At 69.8% G+C, this 17,034-nt stretch carries 16 protein-coding genes and 1 rRNA gene; 5 read left to right on the top strand and 12 right to left on the bottom strand.

Annotated features, from left to right (window positions below; genetic code table 11):
* Positions 1–68: ribosomal RNA gene (gene rrf / locus OKJ99_RS43840) — 5S ribosomal RNA — on the top strand; the annotation flags it as partial.
* Positions 69–135: 67 nt separating this feature from the next.
* Here the strand turns inward: rrf and OKJ99_RS24115 are convergent.
* Genes OKJ99_RS24115 through OKJ99_RS24100 form a run of 4 tightly spaced genes read right to left on the bottom strand, consistent with a single transcriptional unit; the run spans position 136 to position 3,809 of the window.
* Positions 136–819 carry a response regulator transcription factor gene (locus tag OKJ99_RS24115; protein ID WP_326019459.1) on the bottom strand — a complete coding sequence of 228 codons (684 nt, stop codon included), beginning with the start codon at positions 817–819 and terminating at the stop codon, positions 136–138.
* Positions 816–2,051: a sensor histidine kinase gene (locus tag OKJ99_RS24110; protein ID WP_326019458.1), complete on the bottom strand. Its 1,236-nt coding sequence runs from the start codon at positions 2,049–2,051 to the stop codon at positions 816–818. The genes OKJ99_RS24115 and OKJ99_RS24110 overlap by 4 nt, the downstream gene beginning before the upstream one ends.
* 13 nt (positions 2,052–2,064) lie before the next feature.
* Complete coding sequence (locus tag OKJ99_RS24105) at positions 2,065–2,862, bottom strand: ABC transporter permease (RefSeq protein ID WP_326019457.1); 798 nt, start codon at positions 2,860–2,862, stop codon at positions 2,065–2,067.
* Positions 2,859–3,809: an ATP-binding cassette domain-containing protein gene (locus OKJ99_RS24100; protein ID WP_326019456.1), complete on the bottom strand. Its 951-nt coding sequence runs from the start codon at positions 3,807–3,809 to the stop codon at positions 2,859–2,861. Before OKJ99_RS24100 ends, OKJ99_RS24105 begins: the two co-directional genes overlap by 4 nt.
* Positions 3,810–3,914: 105 nt before the next feature.
* Between OKJ99_RS24100 and OKJ99_RS24095 the strand changes: the two genes are divergently transcribed.
* Entirely contained in the window at positions 3,915–4,493 is a 579-nt protein-coding gene (locus tag OKJ99_RS24095; protein WP_326019455.1) for a GNAT family N-acetyltransferase, read from the top strand.
* Positions 4,494–4,536: 43 nt separating this feature from the next.
* On the opposite strand, the gene OKJ99_RS24090 is transcribed toward OKJ99_RS24095, so the two are convergent.
* Positions 4,537–5,133: an NADPH-dependent FMN reductase gene (locus OKJ99_RS24090; RefSeq protein WP_326019454.1), complete on the bottom strand. Its 597-nt coding sequence runs from the start codon at positions 5,131–5,133 to the stop codon at positions 4,537–4,539.
* 196 nt (positions 5,134–5,329) lie between these two features.
* On the opposite strand from OKJ99_RS24090, the gene OKJ99_RS24085 reads away from it, so the two are divergent.
* The gene (locus OKJ99_RS24085; protein ID WP_326019453.1) at positions 5,330–5,977 is read left to right on the top strand and encodes a TetR/AcrR family transcriptional regulator; all 648 of its coding nucleotides are present in this window, start codon (positions 5,330–5,332) and stop codon (positions 5,975–5,977) included.
* A 16-nt stretch (positions 5,978–5,993) separates the two neighbouring features.
* Here the strand turns inward: OKJ99_RS24085 and OKJ99_RS24080 are convergent, their stop codons facing one another.
* The 6 genes from OKJ99_RS24080 to OKJ99_RS24055 all read right to left on the bottom strand — a co-directional run bounded on the left by OKJ99_RS24080 (position 5,994) and on the right by OKJ99_RS24055 (position 13,127).
* Positions 5,994–7,472, bottom strand: a complete 1,479-nt coding sequence (locus OKJ99_RS24080; RefSeq protein ID WP_326019465.1) for a type IV secretory system conjugative DNA transfer family protein — start codon at positions 7,470–7,472, stop codon at positions 5,994–5,996.
* A gap of 41 nt (positions 7,473–7,513) precedes the next feature.
* The gene (locus OKJ99_RS24075; RefSeq protein ID WP_326019452.1) at positions 7,514–8,926 is read right to left on the bottom strand and encodes an ATP-binding protein; all 1,413 of its coding nucleotides are present in this window, start codon (positions 8,924–8,926) and stop codon (positions 7,514–7,516) included.
* A gap of 66 nt (positions 8,927–8,992) precedes the next feature.
* Positions 8,993–10,552: an SCO6880 family protein gene (locus OKJ99_RS24070; protein WP_326019451.1), complete on the bottom strand. Its 1,560-nt coding sequence runs from the start codon at positions 10,550–10,552 to the stop codon at positions 8,993–8,995.
* On the bottom strand, positions 10,549–11,916 hold the full coding sequence (locus OKJ99_RS24065) for a hypothetical protein (RefSeq protein ID WP_326019450.1): 1,368 nt from the start codon (positions 11,914–11,916) through the stop codon (positions 10,549–10,551). The genes OKJ99_RS24070 and OKJ99_RS24065 overlap by 4 nt, the downstream gene beginning before the upstream one ends.
* Complete coding sequence (locus OKJ99_RS24060; RefSeq protein WP_326019449.1) at positions 11,906–12,700, bottom strand: hypothetical protein; 795 nt, start codon at positions 12,698–12,700, stop codon at positions 11,906–11,908. The genes OKJ99_RS24065 and OKJ99_RS24060 overlap by 11 nt, the downstream gene beginning before the upstream one ends.
* A gap of 118 nt (positions 12,701–12,818) precedes the next feature.
* A complete protein-coding gene (locus OKJ99_RS24055; RefSeq protein WP_326019448.1) occupies positions 12,819–13,127 on the bottom strand; it encodes a hypothetical protein in 309 nt (102 codons plus the stop codon).
* A gap of 305 nt (positions 13,128–13,432) precedes the next feature.
* Here OKJ99_RS24055 and OKJ99_RS24050 point away from each other — a divergent pair, with 305 nt between their 5' ends.
* Both OKJ99_RS24050 and OKJ99_RS24045 read left to right on the top strand, forming a co-directional pair.
* Positions 13,433–14,449 (top strand): C40 family peptidase, encoded by a 1,017-nt coding sequence (locus OKJ99_RS24050; protein WP_326019447.1) that lies wholly within the window; start codon positions 13,433–13,435, stop codon positions 14,447–14,449.
* 197 nt (positions 14,450–14,646) lie between these two features.
* The gene (locus tag OKJ99_RS24045) at positions 14,647–15,372 is read left to right on the top strand and encodes a phosphatase PAP2 family protein (protein ID WP_326019446.1); all 726 of its coding nucleotides are present in this window, start codon (positions 14,647–14,649) and stop codon (positions 15,370–15,372) included.
* 25 nt (positions 15,373–15,397) lie between these two features.
* Here the strand turns inward: OKJ99_RS24045 and OKJ99_RS24040 are convergent, their stop codons facing one another.
* Positions 15,398–16,987 (bottom strand): FAD-binding oxidoreductase, encoded by a 1,590-nt coding sequence (locus tag OKJ99_RS24040; protein ID WP_326019445.1) that lies wholly within the window; start codon positions 16,985–16,987, stop codon positions 15,398–15,400.
* Between the last annotated feature and the right edge of the window lie 47 nt (positions 16,988–17,034).

The following is a 17,034-nucleotide window of genomic DNA, read 5'->3' as shown; positions in this document are numbered from 1 at the left end:
AAGCTAAGCCTCATAGCGCCGATGGTACTGCAGGGGGGACCCTGTGGGAGAGTAGGACGCCGCCGAACTAATTTTATAGAAAAGCCCCGTGCCATTGGCACGGGGCTTTTCTGCGTTATGCGGGTTCCACAGGTGTTATGCGGGTTCCACAAGTTTCGCGTCGTACGCCACGATCACCGCCTGCACTCTGTCCCGCGCTCCCGTTTTCGCCAGGATGCGGGAGACATGGGTCTTCACCGTCGATTCGGCGAGGTGCAGGCGCTCGGCGACCTCGGCGTTGCTCCAGCCCTGGGCGATGACCGTGAGGATCTCGCGTTCGCGGTCCGTCAGGGAGGCGATGCGCGGGTCGGCGGCCGGGGGTGTGTCCGCGGTGGCCGGGAGATGGTGGACGTACGCGTCGAGGAGGCGGCGGGTGAGGCTGGGGGCGACGATCGCGTCGCCGGCTGCCACCGCCCGGATGCCCGCCAGGAGTTCCTCCGGGAGCGCGTCCTTGATGAGGAAGCCGGAGGCGCCCGCGCGCAGGCCCGCGTACGCGTACTCGTCCATGTCGAATGTCGTGAGGATGAGGATGCGCGGGCCGTCCGAAGGGCCGGTGCCCGCGGCCCTCGCGATGATGCGACGGGTGGCCTCGATGCCGTCCATGCCGGGCATGCGGATGTCCATCAGGACGACGTCGGGGGCGAGCTCGGCCGCGAGGCGGACCGCCTCCGTGCCCGTGCCCGCCTCACCCGCGACCCGTAGGTCGTCCTGGCTCTCCAGGAGCATGCGGAAGCCGAAGCGCTGCATGGGCTGGTCGTCGACGATGAGGACGGTCGTCACGGAGTGGGCCCTTCCGGGATCGGGATGCTGAGGCGTACCCGCCAGCCGCCGGCCGGGCGTGGTCCGGCCTCAAGTGTGCCTCGGTAGAGGGCCGTTCGCTCTCTCATACCGGCGAGGCCGCGGCCGGTCCCGTGGCCCTCGGTGAGGGCGCCGCGGCCGGTGTCCGTGATGGTCACGGTCACCGCGTCGGTCGCGTACGAGACGAGAAGCTCGGAGGTCGCCGACGGGCCGCCGTGCTTCAAGGTGTTGGTGAGGGACTCCTGGACCACGCGGTACACGGTGAGCTCCAGGCCCGCGGGCAGCGGCGCCGGTTCGCCCTCGACCTTCCTGAGGACGGGGAGCCCTGCCGAACGTACGCTTTCGATCAGGGAGTCGAGGTCGTCGAGTGCGGGTGCCGGGGCCAGGTCGGCGGAGGCCGGGACCGAGGGGGATTCCTCGCCCAGTACGTCAAGGAGGCGGCGGAGTTCCGTGAGGGCCTGGCGGCTGGTGGTGGCGATGGCGGTGAGGGCCTGGCCCGCGCGCTCCGGGTTGCGGGCGGCCGCGTACGAGCCGCCGTCGGCGAGGCCGGTGATGACGGAGAGGTTGTGGCCGATGATGTCGTGCATCTCGCGGGCGATGCGGGTGCGTTCGGCGGCGGTCGCCAGTTGGGCCTGTTGGTCGCGCTCGACCTCCAGTTGGCGGGCGCGCTCCACGAGGGAGTTCGTATAGTCCTGGCGGCTACGGAAGGCGAGGCCGAACGCGGCGACCAGCGCCAGCGCCCAGAACTGCGGGACGACCTGCTGGTCCCAACTCCCCTTCGGGAAGCGGACGACGGCGACCACGACGGGGATCATCGTCATTGTGCAGGACAGCACCAGGGTGCGGATGCGGGAGCGCAGCGCCACGTTGAAGACGACGAAGAGCTGGAGCAGGGCGGCCTGGAGGACGGCGCCGGTGGCGCTGTTCACCGTGCCTGCCGCGACCATCACCGTCAGCGCGGCCATCGGGTGGCTGCGGCGCCAGAGCAGCGGTACCGACAGGGCGAGGCTCAGGGTGAGGACGAGCCAGCCGGGGACGTCGGTGTCGTGGGCGATGTTCTTCCAGCCGTCGCCCGCGTAGTCGATGACGGCGGCGATGACGAAGAAGACGGTGAGGAGCAGATCCCACACCAGCGGGTGGCGCCTGTCGTAGGCGCGCACCCGCTGCGTCGTGCGGTGCAGGAACTGGCTCGTACGGGGCTGCGGCGGTGTCACGTGGACATCCTGGTCATACGTCGCGGCGCTTGAGAAGCAGCCCGGCCGCGGTGAGGACGACGGCGGCCCACACGACGAGGGAGATCAGCCCGGTGCCGGGGGCGTTGTGGCCTGCCACCGGAATGATCGAGCCGAGGGACTCCGCTGACTTGGACGGGAGGTACTTCACGGCGCTCTGGACGGCGTCGTTGCTGATCATCTGGAGCACCTCGGGCAGGATCATGACGCCGCCGACGAACGCGCCGATCGCGGCAGGTACGGAGCGGCACAGCGCGCCGAGACCGAGGGCGATGAGGCTGAGCAGTGTGATGCCGGCGGCGTTGCCCGCGAGGGCGCCGAGGACACCGGAGTCCGTGAGGGACAGGGCCTTGTCGCTGTCGGAGAGCCAGATCTGGGCGAGCAGGAATGTGACGAGGTTCGTGGTGAAGGTGACCGTGAAGGCGAGGGCCGTGAAGACGCCGGCCTTGGCCCACAGGACGGGGAGCCGGCGCGGGACCGCCGCCATCGTGGCGCGGACCAGGCCCGTCGAGTACTCGCTCGCGGTGATCAGGATGCCGAGGACGGCGACGCAGATCTGGGACATCTGGCTGCCGAAGAGCGTGAAGACGATGGTGTCGATGTTCGCGTCGTCGCCGTCGTAGGTGGAACCCATCATCAGGCCGACGGCGACGACGAGTACGACGGAGAGCCCCAGCGTCCACCAGGTGCTGCGCAGGGTACGGAGCTTGTGCCATTCGGCGTGCAGGACCCGGGTGGGGGTCAGCGCATAGGGCGTGGCCGCAACGGGGGCGGTGGTCGTGGTCGTGGTCATGCTGCTACTCCTGCCGAGGGCTTCGTGGCCGCCTGGTATTCGACGGAGTCGTGGGTGAGGTCCATGAAGGCCTGCTCCAACGAGGCGGTCCGCGGGGTGAGTTCGAAGAGCGGGAGGCCGCTCGCGGCGGCGATCCTGCCGATGTCGGGGGCGTCGAGGCCGCGTACGTGGAGGGTGTCGGGCGTCTCGCCGGCCGGGCGGTCGATGTCGATGTCTGCGGTGGTCAGGAGGGCGCGCAGGCGGTCCGCCTCGGGTGTCACCACCTTCACGTAGGCCGCTCCTGATTCGCGGACGAGGTCGGTGACCGTCGTGTCCGCGAGGAGGCGGCCGCGGCCGATCACGACCAGGTGCTCGGCCGTCAGCGCCATCTCCGACATGAGGTGGGAGGAGACCAGGACCGTACGGCCTTGCTGGGCAAGGGACTTGAGGAGGGTGCGGATCCATAGGACGCCCTCGGGGTCGAGGCCGTTGACCGGCTCGTCGAGGATGATCGTGGCCGGGTCGCCGAGGAGCGCCGCCGCGATGCCGAGGCGCTGGCCCATGCCGAGGGAGAAGCCCTTGACCCGCTTGTCGGCCACCTCGGTGAGGCCTGCGAGGTCGAGCACGTGCTCGACGCGGGAGCGCGGGATGCCGTGGGTGAGGGCGAGTGCCGTGAGGTGGTGGAAGGCGGTGCGGCCGGGGTGGACGGCCTTCGCCTCCAGGAGCGCGCCGACCTCGGTGAGCGGGGCCGGGTGGGTGGCGTAGGCGCGGCCGCCGATCGTGGCACGGCCCGCGGTCGGGGTGTCCATGCCGAGCAGCATGCGCATGGTCGTGGACTTGCCTGCGCCGTTGGGGCCGAGGAAGCCGGTGACCGTGCCGGGTTCCACCGTGAAGGTGAGGTCGTCGACGACGGTCTTGCCGGTCTTGCCGCCGTAGCGTTTCGTGAGGCCGTGGGCTCGGATCGTCATATGAGTACGGTGCCGTGGGCGGGGCCTCGCGGGCGTCGGACCGGGGCATCGAGCTGCGGGAATGCAGTAGTACCGGGGTACTAGAGGCCCTTAGGGTGCGGATGCATGGACTACGTGATCAGGCCCGTGCGAGCCGATGAGTGGCGTGCCGCGAAGGAGCTGCGGCTCGCGGCGCTGCGGGACCCGGCGGCGCCGCTCGCGTTCCTGGAGACGTACGAGGACGCGGCCGCGCAGTCGGACGAGTTCTGGCAGGGGCGGGCGCTGCGTGCCTCGCACGGGACGACGGCCCTGCAACTCGTCGTGGAGTCCGGAGCCGGGCCGTCCGGAGCCGGGCTCTCCGGAGAGGGCGGGCGCTGGGACGGCAGCGTTGTGGTGCTCGTGGAGGAGGCGGGTGCGGAGGACTTCTGGGGGCAGGCCGTCGAGCGGCGGCAGGTGCAGCTCGTCGCGGTGTACGTGCGGCCCGAGGCGCGGGGGACCGGGGTGGCGGGGGCACTGTTCTCCGCCGCCGTGGAGTGGGCCTTCGGGCTCAAGGGAGTGACGCGGGTGCGGTTGTACGTCCATGAGGACAATCGGCGGGCCGAGGCGTTCTACCGGAAGTTCGGCTTCGTCCACACGGGAGGGACCGTCCCGAATCCGGGCGACCCCTCCAAGATGGAGCGCGAGATGGAGTTCAAGCTGCCCTAGGTCCTCTAGGTCCTCTAGGTCCTCTAGGTCCTCTCTAGGACCCCTAGACGTACGGGTGTTCCGCGCGGGCCGTGCGCAGGGCGCGGGCCCACCAGGTCAGCTGGTCGAGCATGACCTTGGCGGCGCCGGCCGCGCCCTGCTCGTCGTGGGCCGGTCCTTCCTCGGTGAAGAGGCCGCCGTGGGCCTTGTGGAAGCTGACGCCGTCGCGGATCGTCGCGCAGTGCAACTCGGCGAAGACCAGGCGGAGTTGTTCCACGGCGCGGAGCCCGCCGCCCACGCCGCCGTACGAGACGAAGCCGACCGGCTTGGCCTTCCACTCGTCGTGGTGCAGGTCGATGAAGTGCTTCAGGTGGGCCGGGAAGCTGTGGTTGTACTCGGGGGTGATCACCACGTAGGCGTCCGCGGCGGCCACGCGGGACGCCAACTCGGCCTGGGCCGGGGTGCGTTCATGGCCCCAGCCGGGGTGGGCGTCCGGGAGGTCCAGGTCGGTCAGGTCGATGACGTCGTAGTGGGATTCGGAGGCGTGGCGTTCGGCCTGGGCCGTGAACCAGGTGCTGACGGTGGGGGCGAGGCGGCCGTCTCGGGTGGACCCGACGACGATCGCTACGTGGAGCGGCTGTGTGGGTGCGGTGGTGGCCATTGTTGCGGTCCTCCGGGGATATCGGGGCTATCGGGGTTATCGGGTCTTCTTGGTGGGGGCTGTCGTCTCGTTGCGCTGTACCTGGGGTTCGGTCGCCATGCCGGTAAAGTACAACTACGGTTGTAAAGAGTGCAACAGTCGTTGTACCTAGGCCCCTGTGCCTAGTCTGGACGGGGACGGCGTAGGACGGAGCGGCATGACACAGGAGTCGGGGCGTACCCCGCGCAAGGGCACGGCCGAGAAGCGGCAGGCGCTGTTGCGCGGGGCGCGGACGGTCTTCGGGCGCGAGGGGTACGCGCGCGCGGGCATCGACGAGATCGCCGCCGAGGCCGGGGTCTCCACGCGCACGCTCTACAACCACTTCGGCGGCAAGGAGAACCTGTTCCGCGAGGTCCTCATCGACAGTGCCGCGAAAGTGACGAGTGCTCATATCGACCTGATCGACCGGCACTTGGGCAAGGTGACGGACGTTGAGGCGGATCTGCTCGCGCTCGCCCGGGAGTGGATGGGGCGGCGTGGCGACCACGAGCCGCACATGCTTCTCGTACGGCACATCATCTCGGAGGGCTCGCACCTGCCCGCCGACGCCATCGAGGAGTGGCAGCGGATCGGCCCGCGGGCGACGGCGGAAGCGGTGCGCACGGCGCTGCTCCGGCTCGGTGAGCAGGGGCACCTGGTGGTCCACGAGAGCAACTCGGCGGAGGCCGCGCGGCACTTCCTGCTTCTGATCCCCGGGTCCGTCACGGTCGATACGTTCTTCGGGGTGGTGCCGATGTCCGCCGAGGAGGTCGACGCCCGGGTGTCCGGCGGGCTCGCGGTGTTCCTGAAGCTGTACGCCCGTTGAGTCCGAACGACAGGCTCTAGCCCAGGGGGAGTTCCGCGTCCGGCCAGCGTGAGCGGCCCTGTTCCCTGGACCGGAGCAGGGCCAGGGTGACCAGACCCTGGTCCGCTCCCGTGGCCAGCAGCTCCGGCAGTTGGGGAAGCGGAGCCACCGCCGCGACGTCGTCGAGGACGAACGTCATTGGTGGGTCGAGCCGGCCGGCAGGTGACCGTGCGGCCACGCGGCGGCCGTGCTCGACCACGCTCGAGGTGAGGGCCGTGAGCAGGGGCATCGCACCGGGCTGCCCCTTCGGGTCCTCGATGGGTTCACCGACCACATAAAGCGTGCCCCCTTCGTTCACGAAGGAATCCAGGGTGAGCGCATCCGTTCGGTTGGGCGTGCACGCCTCACGGATGTTCACCGAGAACAGTGCGGAGAGGGCGCGAGCGGTCAACTCCTGTGCCATGTCGCGGCGTTCTGGGTGCGAGGTGAGGGCCGCCTCGAGTTCGCCCGCGGTGCCCGCGGCCGCCTTCGGGTTCGTACGGAGGATGCGTACGGCGTCCTGGACCTGGGTGCCCTGGGCCCAGCGGTGGACGTGGCGGAACGGTTTGCCGTCGACGGCAGCCGCGTGCAGATAGCTGCGCAGCAGGGTGTCCGCGGCCTCGGCGAGCGCCGAGTCCAGTTTGGCCGTGGGCCTTATCGGGGCGAGCAGGGCCGCGGCGCGCTGTGCCGCGGTCTCCTTGTCGGTGCAACCGGAGGCCGGGTTCCAGTGCATGCGGGCCGGGGTGTCGCAGCGGTGCGTGGGGTCGTAGAGGAGGACGGGGCCGAGCTTGGCGCGGGCGTCCTTGGTCTCCGACCACACCTCCGGTGACGACGTGACCACGAGGGCGGGGCCCTCGGCGTCCTGGATCGCCTCTATGGCGAGGGGGTGGCGGTCGGCCGGGGGGCCGAGGTGGATGGGGCCGCGTTGGGCTGGAACGGGTGTGGTTGCGGGAGCCGGTTCCGTTGCGGGTACCGGGGTTGCGGCCTCGGGGCTCTGCCCCGGACCCCGCTGCTCAATCGCCGCAGGGGCTTGAAAATCAAGCCCCGGCGGGGCTTGATTTGCCGCCGGCTCCCGCTCCTCGCGGCGGCGAGCACGGACCGCCCGCCACCGGGTGAACGTTCCCGCTACGAATACCGTCAGGACGACCAGGATCATCAACTGGCCGATGACCAGGCCCCAGACGAGGCCGTAGCCGGAGAGTTCCGCCGCGGGGGTGCCCGGCCAGGCTCCGGGGATGTCGTGCGGGCGCGTGATCAACGAGCGCAGGGCCAGCGGCGTATGGCCGAACGTCACGCCCGTCGGCCACGCGCCCTTCGCGAAGAGGCCCGCGAGGCCCGTGGCCGTCCACACCAGGATCGTCATGCCCAGCAGGAACGCCAGGATCCCGATCAGCAGCCCGTCGGGCACACCGCCCCGGCCACGCCGCTCCCGGCCGTCCCGGTAACCCCGGTCGTCCCGGTGGTAACCCCGCTCCATCCGGTGCCCCCGCTCGTCCCGCATTCCTGTCATGCCACCGCTCATGCCACCGTGGACTCGGAGCCGCCCAGGCGCTGCTCCACGAACGCGGCGGCCCGCTCCTCGGCCTCCAGCTCCGCCGCGTGCAGGGCCTCGTCCATGAACTGCTCGGCGGACGTTTCCGTCATCGCGCGGTCGGTGAAGACCAGTGGGCGTTCGGTCTCGGTGACCAGGTGTTTGACCACCTGTACGTTGCCGTTGACGTCCCAGACGGCGATGCCGGGGGAGAGCGTCGGGATGATCTCGACGGCCCAGCGGGGCAGCCCGAGCACCAGGCCCGTGGCTCTCGCCTCGTCCGCCTTCTGGGCGTAGATCGTCCTCGTAGAAGCCATCTTCAGGATCGCCGCCGCTTCCTTGGCGGCCGCGCCGTCGACCACGTCGCTCAGGTGGTGGACGACCGCGACGAAGGACAGGCCGAGGCGGCGACCGAACTTCAGCAGCCGCTGGAACAGCTGGGCCACGAAGGGGCTGTTGATGATGTGCCAGGCCTCCTCGACCAGGAAGATGCGCTTCTTCCGGTCGGGGCGGATCCAGGTGTGCTCCAGCCATACGCCCACGATCGCCATCAGGATCGGCATCGCGATCGAGTTCCGGTCGATGTGCGAGAGGTCGAAGACGATCAGCGGGGCGTCGAGGTCGATGCCGACCGTCGTCGGTCCGTCGAACATGCCACGCAGGTCACCGTCGACGAGCCGGTCGATGACGAGCGCCACGTCGAGGCCCCAGGCCCGGACGTCCTCAAGGGCCACGTTCATGGCCTCCGCCGACTCCGGCTCCGGGTGGCGGAGCTGCTCGACGATGTCGGGCAGGACCGGCTGCCGGTCGACGATCGTCTCGTTCACGTACGCGTGCGCGACCTTCAGCGCGAAGCCGGAGCGCTCGTCGAGGCCGTGGCCGAGCGCGACCTCGATGATGGTGCGCAGCAGCGCCAGCTGACCGGTCGAGGTGATCGCCGGGTCCAGCGGGTTGAGCCGGATCCCCATGTCCAGGGCGGCCGTGGGGTCGAGCCGGATGGGAGTTATGCCCAGCTCTTCGGCGATGAGGTTCCATTCGCCTACGCCGTCCTCGCCCTGTGCGTCGAGGACGACGACCTGGCGGTCCTTGAACCTCAACTGCCGTAGTACGTACGTCTTCTCCAGCGCCGACTTGCCGTTGCCGGACTCGCCGAGGACCAGCCAGTGGGGGGCCGGGAGCTGCTGGCCGTAGAGCTGGAAGGGGTCGTAGATGTAGCCCTTGCCGGAGTACACCTCGCGTCCGATGATCACGCCTGAGTCGCCGAGTCCGGGCGCGGCCGTCGGCAGATAGACGGCCTGCGCCTGCCCCGTCGACGTACGCACCGGAAACCGGGTCGTCTCCACCTTCCCGAAGAGGAACGCGGTGAAGGCATCGGTGAGAGCGGACAGCGGATCCCGCATAGTGCAGCGCCTACCTTCCGGCCGTGTCGGCGTACATCAGGGACTCGTACGTCAGGAGCATCGGGATCACCGTCGGATGCCGGTGGCGAACGGCAGGGTGTTCACGAATGCCCGGTGGTGCTCGCGGTCGCACCACTCCAGCTTCAGGTACGACTTGCCCGCCGAGGCGCGGATGGTGCGCTTGTCGCGGGCGAGCGCGTCGGGGTCGCGGGAGGAGACCGTGATGTAGCCGACGAGGTTGACGCCGGCCGCGCCGCTCGCCAGGTCCTCGCCGCGCTGGTCGAGGCGGCCGTGGGCGGCGATGTCGCGGGGGTCGACCGTCCGGTTCATCTTGGCGGCGCGGGAGGCGTCCGCCTCGTCGTTGGTCTTCTCGGTCAGCATCCGCTCGATGGCGACCTCGGTGGGTTCGAGGTCCATGGTGACGGCGACGGTCCGGATGACGTCCGGGGTGTGGACCAGGAGAGGAGCCAGGAAGTTCACACCCACCGGCGTCATCGGCCACTCCTTGACCCACGCCGTGGCGTGGCACCAGGGCGCGCGGGTCGCCGACTCGCGCGTCTTGGCCTGGAGGTACGTCGGCTCCATGGCGTCGAGCTCGGCCGGCCAGGCGTTCCGCTTCGACATCGCCTGGATGTGGTCGATGGAGTGGTCCGGGTCGTACATGGAGTGGATCAGGGACGCGAGCCGCCCCTGCCCGAGCGGCTGCCGCACGCGGATGTCCGCCTCCTGCAACCGCGAGCAGATGTCGGTCAGTTCGCGCGCCATGACGACGGCGAGCCCGGCGTCCCTGTCGACCTTCTTGCCGCCCTTGGGGCGGGTGGCGCGGGCCATCGCGTTGGCCTCGGCGGCCAGGTCGCGCGTGAAGTGCATGCAGGCCACGAGGTACGCGCGGTGCTGCTCGCTGCTCGTCGAGACCATGGACTGCAGCTGGTCGTACGACTTCTGCAGCCAGCCGAGCGAGCGGTCGTCGCCGCGCACGGCGACGTCCTTGGCGTGTGCGTCGGGGTCGGCGGGGAGGGTGCGGGCCAGCATCTGGAGCCGGGTCACGAACCCGTCCCCGTTGGCGACGTGCTTGAGGAGCGTGCCGAACCGGTCGACCAGCGCCTCCTGGTCCTCCGAGTCGCGCAGCCCGACGCCGGGGCCCTCGATCTCGATGGCGGCGGTGACGGTGCGCCGGTCGGCGTGCAACAGCACCGCGATCTCGTCGGGCCCGAACGGCGCGGCCAGCCATGTGAGCCTGCCGATGCCGGGGGGCGGGCCGACCTCGACCTCACGCCCGTCGAGCCGGGTGCCGGCCTCCATGGGGCGCGAACGGTAGGCGGTGCCGCGCTTGAGGGAGCGCTTGTAGCTGCGGTTGATCTCGAACCACTTGTAGAACGTGCGGTTCTTGTACGGGACGTAGACCGCGGCCAGCGCGAGCATCGGGAAGCCGGTGAGCAGCACGATGCGCAGCGACAGCACGGGGACGAGCAGTCCGCACATCATGCCGAGGAACGCGCCCACGACGATCATCGCGATCTCGCCGGACTCACGGTTCTTGCCGACAATCGCGTTCGGTCGGGCGCGACCGATCAGATATGTACGGCGGGGCGTGACCGGAGGGGACACGTGGGACTGGGTCGTCAACGCCCTGCACCTCCTTGCCAGTTGCCATTCTTGCCGGTGTTACCGCTGTTGCTCCCGCGGTCGTTGCTCGCGTGCGGGGACTTCGACGGGCTCGTACGGGGCGAGGGTGCGGCGGAGGGGACAGTTCCGCCGCCTCCCCCTGCCCCGCCCTGCCGCGAACTGTGCGCGGCCACACCGCCGGACGCGGGGTTGGCGGGACGGGCCTGGGATGCACCGCCACCGCCTCCTGAACCCCCGCCGTCCTGGCGGCTGCTGTGGGTCTTGATGCCCTGCGAGACGAGCGCCGCGGGGGAACTCATCACGGCGGCGGCCTTGCCCTCGGCGCCCTGCATGAGCCGGTTCTTCCGTACGTTGGCCATCTCGTCGCCGAAGCCGGGTACGAAGCGGTAGATCATGCCGCTCGCGAAGATGGCGAGCAGCACGATGGCGAGGCCGGAGACGATCGCGGCGAGGGAGTCGGGGCCCTTGTCGCTGCTGGACAGCGCACCCGCGAGGCCCAGCACGATCACGATGACCGGCTTCACGAGGATGACGGCGATCATCACGCCGACCCAGCGGCGGACATGGCCCCACAGGTTCTTGTCGACGAGCCCCGCGTAGACGACGACGCCGAGCAGCGCGCCCACGTAGAGCAGGACGGCGCGCAGGTAGAGCTCCAGGTAGAGCACGCCCGCGGCGACGATCGACACGAGTGACACGACGATCAGCATGATCGGCCCGCCGCCGATGTTGTCGCCCTTCTTCAGCGCCTGGGAGAACGTCCCGAAGAACGCGTCCGTCTGATTACCCGTCGCCTTGGCCAGCACGTCGCTGACTCCGTCGGCGGCGGACACCACCGTGTAGAGGATCAGCGGGGTGAAGGCCGACGCGAGCACGGTGAGCCAGAGGAATCCCACGGCCTCCGTGATCGCGGTCATCAGCGGTACGCCGCGCACGGCGCGCTTGGCCACGGCGAGCAGCCACAGCACGAGCGTGAGGATCGTCGACGCGGCGAACACCACGGCGTACTGCTGCAGGAACTTGGGGTTGGTGAAGTCGACGTTGGCCGTCTTCTGCACGGCGTCGCTGAGTTGATCGACGGTCCAGGAAGCGGCCTCCGCGCAGCCCTTGGCGAGGCTGGAGAGGGGGTCGAGGGGGTTGGAGACGTCGGGCGCCCCGCCACCACCTCCGGTGCTGCCGCTGTTGGACTCGTTGCCGCGCTCGCAGTACTTCCTTGCGGCGCCGCGGATGAGGTCGCAGGGGTTGTCGGACGGGTCCGGGTCCGGGGCGGCCCAGGCCCGGGAGGCCAGGAGGACCGCCGTGGCCTGCACGCCGGTGACCACGGCGGTGCGGGAGAGGGCGCGGCGTAGCCGATTAGCGGGCATAGCTGAACCCTCCGTACTCCTTCACGGCCTTCGCCATGTCGTCGGCCGTGGAGGCCCGCTGGTCGCGGCCGACCGGGACGGGGCCGTCCTTCTGCGAGAAGTCCTCCACCTTCCAGTCACCGTCCACCCAGCGCAGCTTGTAGCTGTTGGTGTACCAACTCTCGGACACCGGGTTCTGCGTGCCCTCGCCGGCGAGGCCGAACAGCGACGAGTACCAGATCGACACGGTCGCCGTGTCGCTCTGGTAGGCAGTCGTCTTGGTGCCGACCGGGATGACCCGGGAGACGAACGTGCTGCCCTTCGGTGCGGAGCCGTCCTCGTTGAGGCCGATGCCCGTCAGGAAGCTCTTGCTGGAGTACACCTTGTCGAGGTCGCCCCGCCGGGCGTCGGCGGCCGACGAGGTATAGACGTCGTCGACGATGCCGTCTCGTTTCGCCTTGTCGAACATGTCGGCCGAACCGAGCCGAACCGCATAGTTGGCGGCAGCCGATTGCGCTCCTTGTTCGTCGTGGCCGAAGCCGGAGGCCACCGGTTTCGAACCTGTCGGCGCCGTGGGTGCCGCCGACGGCTTCGCCCCGGAGGACCCGGACCCGCCGGAGGCGTCCTCGCCGCGGTTCGCGAACGCGATCGCCGCGATGAGCAACACCACCACGCCGACCACGGTGACCAGGGACCGGGACGGTGACCGCCCGGGTCTGCGGGCGCCGGAGCCCTCAGGGAGCCGCGTCCGGGTCTGCCCGGAGCCCCCGTAGAGCTCTTCGTCCTGTGGACCGTCAGGACTCATTGCGCGCACGCCCCCTCAACCTTTCGCCGAACCACCGCATATGACGGTAGCCGTGCTGGTTTCCGCGCGGGCGCGGTGTGGTGACTCGACATCAGGGAGACGCAACCTCAGCCGGGAGCTAGACGGCCATGCCGTACACGATGGTGAACAGCGTGCCTAGTGAGCCGATGATGAACACCCCGGTCAGGCCCGCGATGATCAGGCCCTTGCCCTGCTCGGCGCTGAAGGTGTCGCGCAGGGCCGTCGCCCCGATCCGTTGCTTGGCCGCGCCCCAGATCGCGATGCCGAGGCAGAGCAGGATGGCGACCGCCATCACCACCTCGATCATCACGCGCGCCTCGTTGCCCAGGGTCCCGAACGGGCCCCAGTCCGGGGCGATCCCGCCGATGATGGTGGAGATGTCGCCCTTTTCGGCTGCCAGCAGCATGTGTAACTCACCGCCCCATGTGGGTAGTTCTGTCGCCTCTGCCGCAGCGCAGAGGTCAGACCCATTCTTGCTCAGATTGGCTCAGGTGCCTGCACACTTGGCGCCATTCCTTGGCCGAGTTCCTACGGTCCCATGGCTGAGGGACCGCCCTGAGGGGCGGTTCCGGATGCGAAGGAACGTACGGTTACTCTGTGTATCATGCCTGGTCACGCCGGGCAATGAAGGCTGGTCGAGGACAGTTCGGCGCAGTCTCCGACGGCGTAGCGGTCCCGCCCGTAAACTGACTCCCCCGTGGCGAAGGGCGGTTGACGGTGCGTAAGGCGTGGATGCTCGCGGGCTCGGCGGTCGCCGGGGGGACCGGGTTCGTGGCGCTGCTCGTCTTCGGGACGTACATGGCGGCGGGGAGTCTGAGCAGCGGGGTCGGCCAGGGGGCCGTGGGGCTCGCGAAGGGGGCCGTGCCCGCCGCGTATCAGCCACTCGTACAGAAGTGGGGCAATCTCTGTCCCGCCATCAATCCGGCGCTGCTGGCCGCACAGCTCTACCAGGAGAGCGGGTTCAACCCGAAGGCGTCGTCGCCGGCCAAGGCGTACGGCATCGCGCAGTTCATCAGCGGGACCTGGGCTGCGCACGGGGTCGACGGGGACGGGGACGGCGACCGCGACATCTGGGACCCCAACGACGCCATCCCGTCCGCCGCTTCGTACGACTGCAAGCTCGCCGGGTATGTGAAGGACGCGCCGGGCGACAAGACGAAGAACATGCTCGCCGCCTACAACGCGGGTTCCTACGCGGTCATCAAGTACGGGGGAGTGCCGCCGTACCGCGAGACGCAGAACTACGTGAAGGTCATCACGACGCTGGAGAAGTCCTTCGCGAAGCCGGTCGGGCGCGTGCAGCCCTCGCAGCAGGCCGCGGCCGCGATCTACTACGCGCAGAAGAAGCTCGGCACCCCTTACTTGTGGGGTGGCAACGGCACGGCGGACCAAGATGGCCGATTTGATTGCTCGGGGCTGACCAAGGCCGCGTACGCGTCGGTGGACATCGAGCTGCCGCGCGTGGCCAACGATCAGTACAACGCGGGGCCGCATCCGAAGCGGGACGAGCTGCTTCCCGGGGACCTCGTGTTCTTCTCCCACGACCTCAGCAACAGCCGTGCCATTCACCACGTGGGTCTTTACGTGGGCGGCGGGTACATGATCGACGCGCCGCGGACCGGAGCCGTCATCCGCTTCGACCCCATCGACACCGCTGACTACTTCGGTGCGACCCGGGTCACGGAGGACGGCGCGAAGGCGCTGCCGAGCGGCTCGCCGGAGGTCTGAGTGCGGCGGGACGGGCTGTGGGTTGGCTGGAACTCTCTGTTAGGCCATGGCCCTGAGCTGCGGGTTTGTGTCTCTCTTCGATAACGTCTCGGTGATCGTTCGGTGGATTGCGGAACGTAGAGGGTGGGACCGTGCGTTCCTCTTGCTGAATCGAAAACAACCACGGGGGTGGCTGAAGACGAAGGGGCCGCTGAACTATGGCTGGACTCGTGGCACTCGAAGCGCCCGCGACATCCGGATCCAACCCCGACGTCACGCTGCTCTACGACATCAACGGCCTGGCCGATGACGCTCCCCGGTGGTTCGACCGGACCATGGAGTTCGTCGGGGAGTACGGGATCCTGATCGCGCTCGTGCTCGTCGTGCTGTGGTGCTGGTGGGGCGCGCGGAAGCGCGGATCGCTCGACGAGGCCGCGTCCTCCGTGGCCGCCGTGGTCTGGGCGCCGCTCGCCGCCGGCGTCGCCGTCCTCGTGAACGTGCCGATCCGGTCCTTCGTCGAGCGGCCGCGGCCCTTCATGGATCACGACGGGCTCGAGGTCCTGATCAAGGGGAAGACCGACTTCTCGTTCGTCAGCGACCACGCCACGCTCGCGATGGCCATCGGGGCGGGCCTCTTCATCGCCCACCGCAAGCTCGGGCTCGCCGCCATAGGGCTCGCCGTGCTGGAAGGCTTCTGCCGCGTCTTCATGGGTGTGCACTATCCGACGGACGTCGTCGGCGGGTTCGCACTCGGCACGGCCGTCGCGCTGCTGCTCTCGCCGCTCGCCTCGGCGCTGCTCACTCCGCTGACGCGGGCCATCGGGCGGACGTCCGGGTGGGTGTCGCGACTGGTGTGGGCGCCCGGCGCGGTGGCCTCCGCGGTGGAGCTCCCCGAGTCCAGCGACTCGGCGGAACAGGCGGAAGAGCGGGACCTGGCGGCGTAGGCGCTCCGCTTACCAGGCTTGCGGGCTACAGCGCCTGCGGGAAGTCGAAGAAGCCCGACGGGTCGTAGCGGCGCTTCACCTTGGTCAGACGCGCCGCCGCAGGCCCGTAGTACGCCTGCTTCCAGTTCTTCAGGTTCGGGTCCGTGTAGTTCTGGTACGCCGCGCCCGAGGCGTACGGCCGCATCGACTTGTGGGCCGAGGAAAGCCAGTCGCGCGCGGCGGAGCCGGACGTGTTCGGCTGCCACGACACGATGTACTGCGCGAGCATCCGCGCGCGGCGGTGGACGAACGCCGTCGCCGTCGGGTCCACGCGGTTGATCGCGCCGCCGAGCGCCGTGAGCGCCACCGAGCCGGCTCCGGACGTCACGTTCTCCAACTGCTTGAGCAGCGTGCGCGCGCCCGCGTCCGAGAGGGCGTGGTCGAAGAAGTCGGAGGCGGCCGCGTACGTCTCGCGTTGCAGCGCGCCCGCCGTGTCGCGGCCGGGCGTCGCGCCGGGGAGGTGGCACTGGGCGTCCTCCGAGAAGGCCGTGCAGCCCGCGTACACCTCCATCGACTCCTCGTACGAGCGGCGCTTGAGGGAGACCGAGGTGGCAGGGCCCGGGCCGCCGGGGCCGTCGGCGAGCCGGTCGACCGCGTTCTGCAACTCCGTGTACGTGCCGAGGGAGAACGCCGCGACCGAGACCGTCGGGTTGCCGCCGCGCGCGCCCGCGATGTGCAGCGAGGACCAGATCTCGTCGGCCTGGTCAGGGCCCCATTTCTGCCAGGCCTTGAGCACCGTCGCCGCCTTCGACCACGGCCAGCTCATGTACGCGGAGACGGCCTGCGGCGCGGGGTGGGTCTTGAAGCGGAGCTCCGTCACCACGCCGAACTGGCCGTTGCCCGCGCCGCGCAGCGCCCAGAAGAGGTCCTTCTCGGACGTCGCGTTCGCGGTCAGTTCCTTGCCGTCGGCCGTGATGACCGTGGCCTGCGTCAGGCTGTCGCACGTGAGGCCGTAGGCCCGCGAGACGACGCCGTGGCCGCCGCCGAGCGTGAGGCCCGAGACGCCGACCGTGGGGCAGGAGCCCGCCGGTATCGTCACGCCCTTGGCGGCCAGCGTCCGGTAGACGTCGATGAGCTTCGCGCCCGCGCCGACCACCGCCTCGCCTCCCGACGCGCGGACGGACTTCATCCGGGAGACGTCGAGTATCAGGCGGCCGTCGCCGGAGGACCAACCCGCGTAGGAGTGGCCGCCGTTGCGTATGGAGAGCGGGACCTTGTGCGCCCGGGCGTACGCGAGGGTCGTGCGGATGTCGTCGGGCCCCGCGACGTACGCGACGGCGCGCGGCTTCAACGCGTCGAAGCGGGTGTTGTAGAGCTGGCGGGCCGCCGCCCAGGAGGACTCTCCGGGGCGTATGAGGGAGCCGTCGAGGTCCTTGGCGAGCCCGGCGAGGTTCGCCGCGGCCCGCACCGTGCTGGACGCGCTCGCGCTGGTGGAGCGGACCGGGACGGAGGAGGCGGAGGACGGGGACGCGGAGTTCCCGCCTGTGGAGCCGGAACCGGAGCCGGAGCAGGCGCTCACCGCGCCGCCGGCCGTGAGTGCCGCGGCCGATGCCGTGATGAACGTGCGGCGTTCCATGCGGTTGTCTCCCTCGGCCACCTGTTCGCTTCCCGAGATACGAGACG

Source organism: Streptomyces endophyticus, assembly GCF_035798155.1.
In the GTDB taxonomy this organism is placed as follows: Bacteria; Actinomycetota; Actinomycetes; order Streptomycetales; family Streptomycetaceae; genus Streptomyces; species Streptomyces endophyticus.
Note: the sequence above shows the minus strand (reverse complement) of the source record. Positions and strands in the feature narration are given on the sequence as shown.

What these genes read in the sequence shown, in the direction of transcription:
- OKJ99_RS24100 (WP_326019456.1), bottom strand. Translation starts at nt 3,809, where the DNA reads ATGACGATCCGAGCCCACGGCCTCACGAAACGCTACGGCGGCAAGACC.
- OKJ99_RS24095 (WP_326019455.1), top strand. Translation starts at nt 3,915, where the DNA reads ATGGACTACGTGATCAGGCCCGTGCGAGCCGATGAGTGGCGTGCCGCG.
- OKJ99_RS24065 (WP_326019450.1), bottom strand. Translation starts at nt 11,916, where the DNA reads ATGCCCGCTAATCGGCTACGCCGCGCCCTCTCCCGCACCGCCGTGGTC.
- OKJ99_RS24105 (WP_326019457.1), bottom strand. Translation starts at nt 2,862, where the DNA reads ATGACCACGACCACGACCACCGCCCCCGTTGCGGCCACGCCCTATGCG.
- OKJ99_RS24090 (WP_326019454.1), bottom strand. Translation starts at nt 5,133, where the DNA reads ATGGCCACCACCGCACCCACACAGCCGCTCCACGTAGCGATCGTCGTC.
- OKJ99_RS24075 (WP_326019452.1), bottom strand. Translation starts at nt 8,926, where the DNA reads ATGCGGGATCCGCTGTCCGCTCTCACCGATGCCTTCACCGCGTTCCTC.
- OKJ99_RS24045 (WP_326019446.1), top strand. Translation starts at nt 14,647, where the DNA reads ATGGCTGGACTCGTGGCACTCGAAGCGCCCGCGACATCCGGATCCAAC.
- OKJ99_RS24085 (WP_326019453.1), top strand. Translation starts at nt 5,330, where the DNA reads ATGACACAGGAGTCGGGGCGTACCCCGCGCAAGGGCACGGCCGAGAAG.
- OKJ99_RS24040 (WP_326019445.1), bottom strand. Translation starts at nt 16,987, where the DNA reads ATGGAACGCCGCACGTTCATCACGGCATCGGCCGCGGCACTCACGGCC.
- OKJ99_RS24055 (WP_326019448.1), bottom strand. Translation starts at nt 13,127, where the DNA reads ATGCTGCTGGCAGCCGAAAAGGGCGACATCTCCACCATCATCGGCGGG.
- OKJ99_RS24080 (WP_326019465.1), bottom strand. Translation starts at nt 7,472, where the DNA reads ATGGAGCGGGGTTACCACCGGGACGACCGGGGTTACCGGGACGGCCGG.
- OKJ99_RS24060 (WP_326019449.1), bottom strand. Translation starts at nt 12,700, where the DNA reads ATGAGTCCTGACGGTCCACAGGACGAAGAGCTCTACGGGGGCTCCGGG.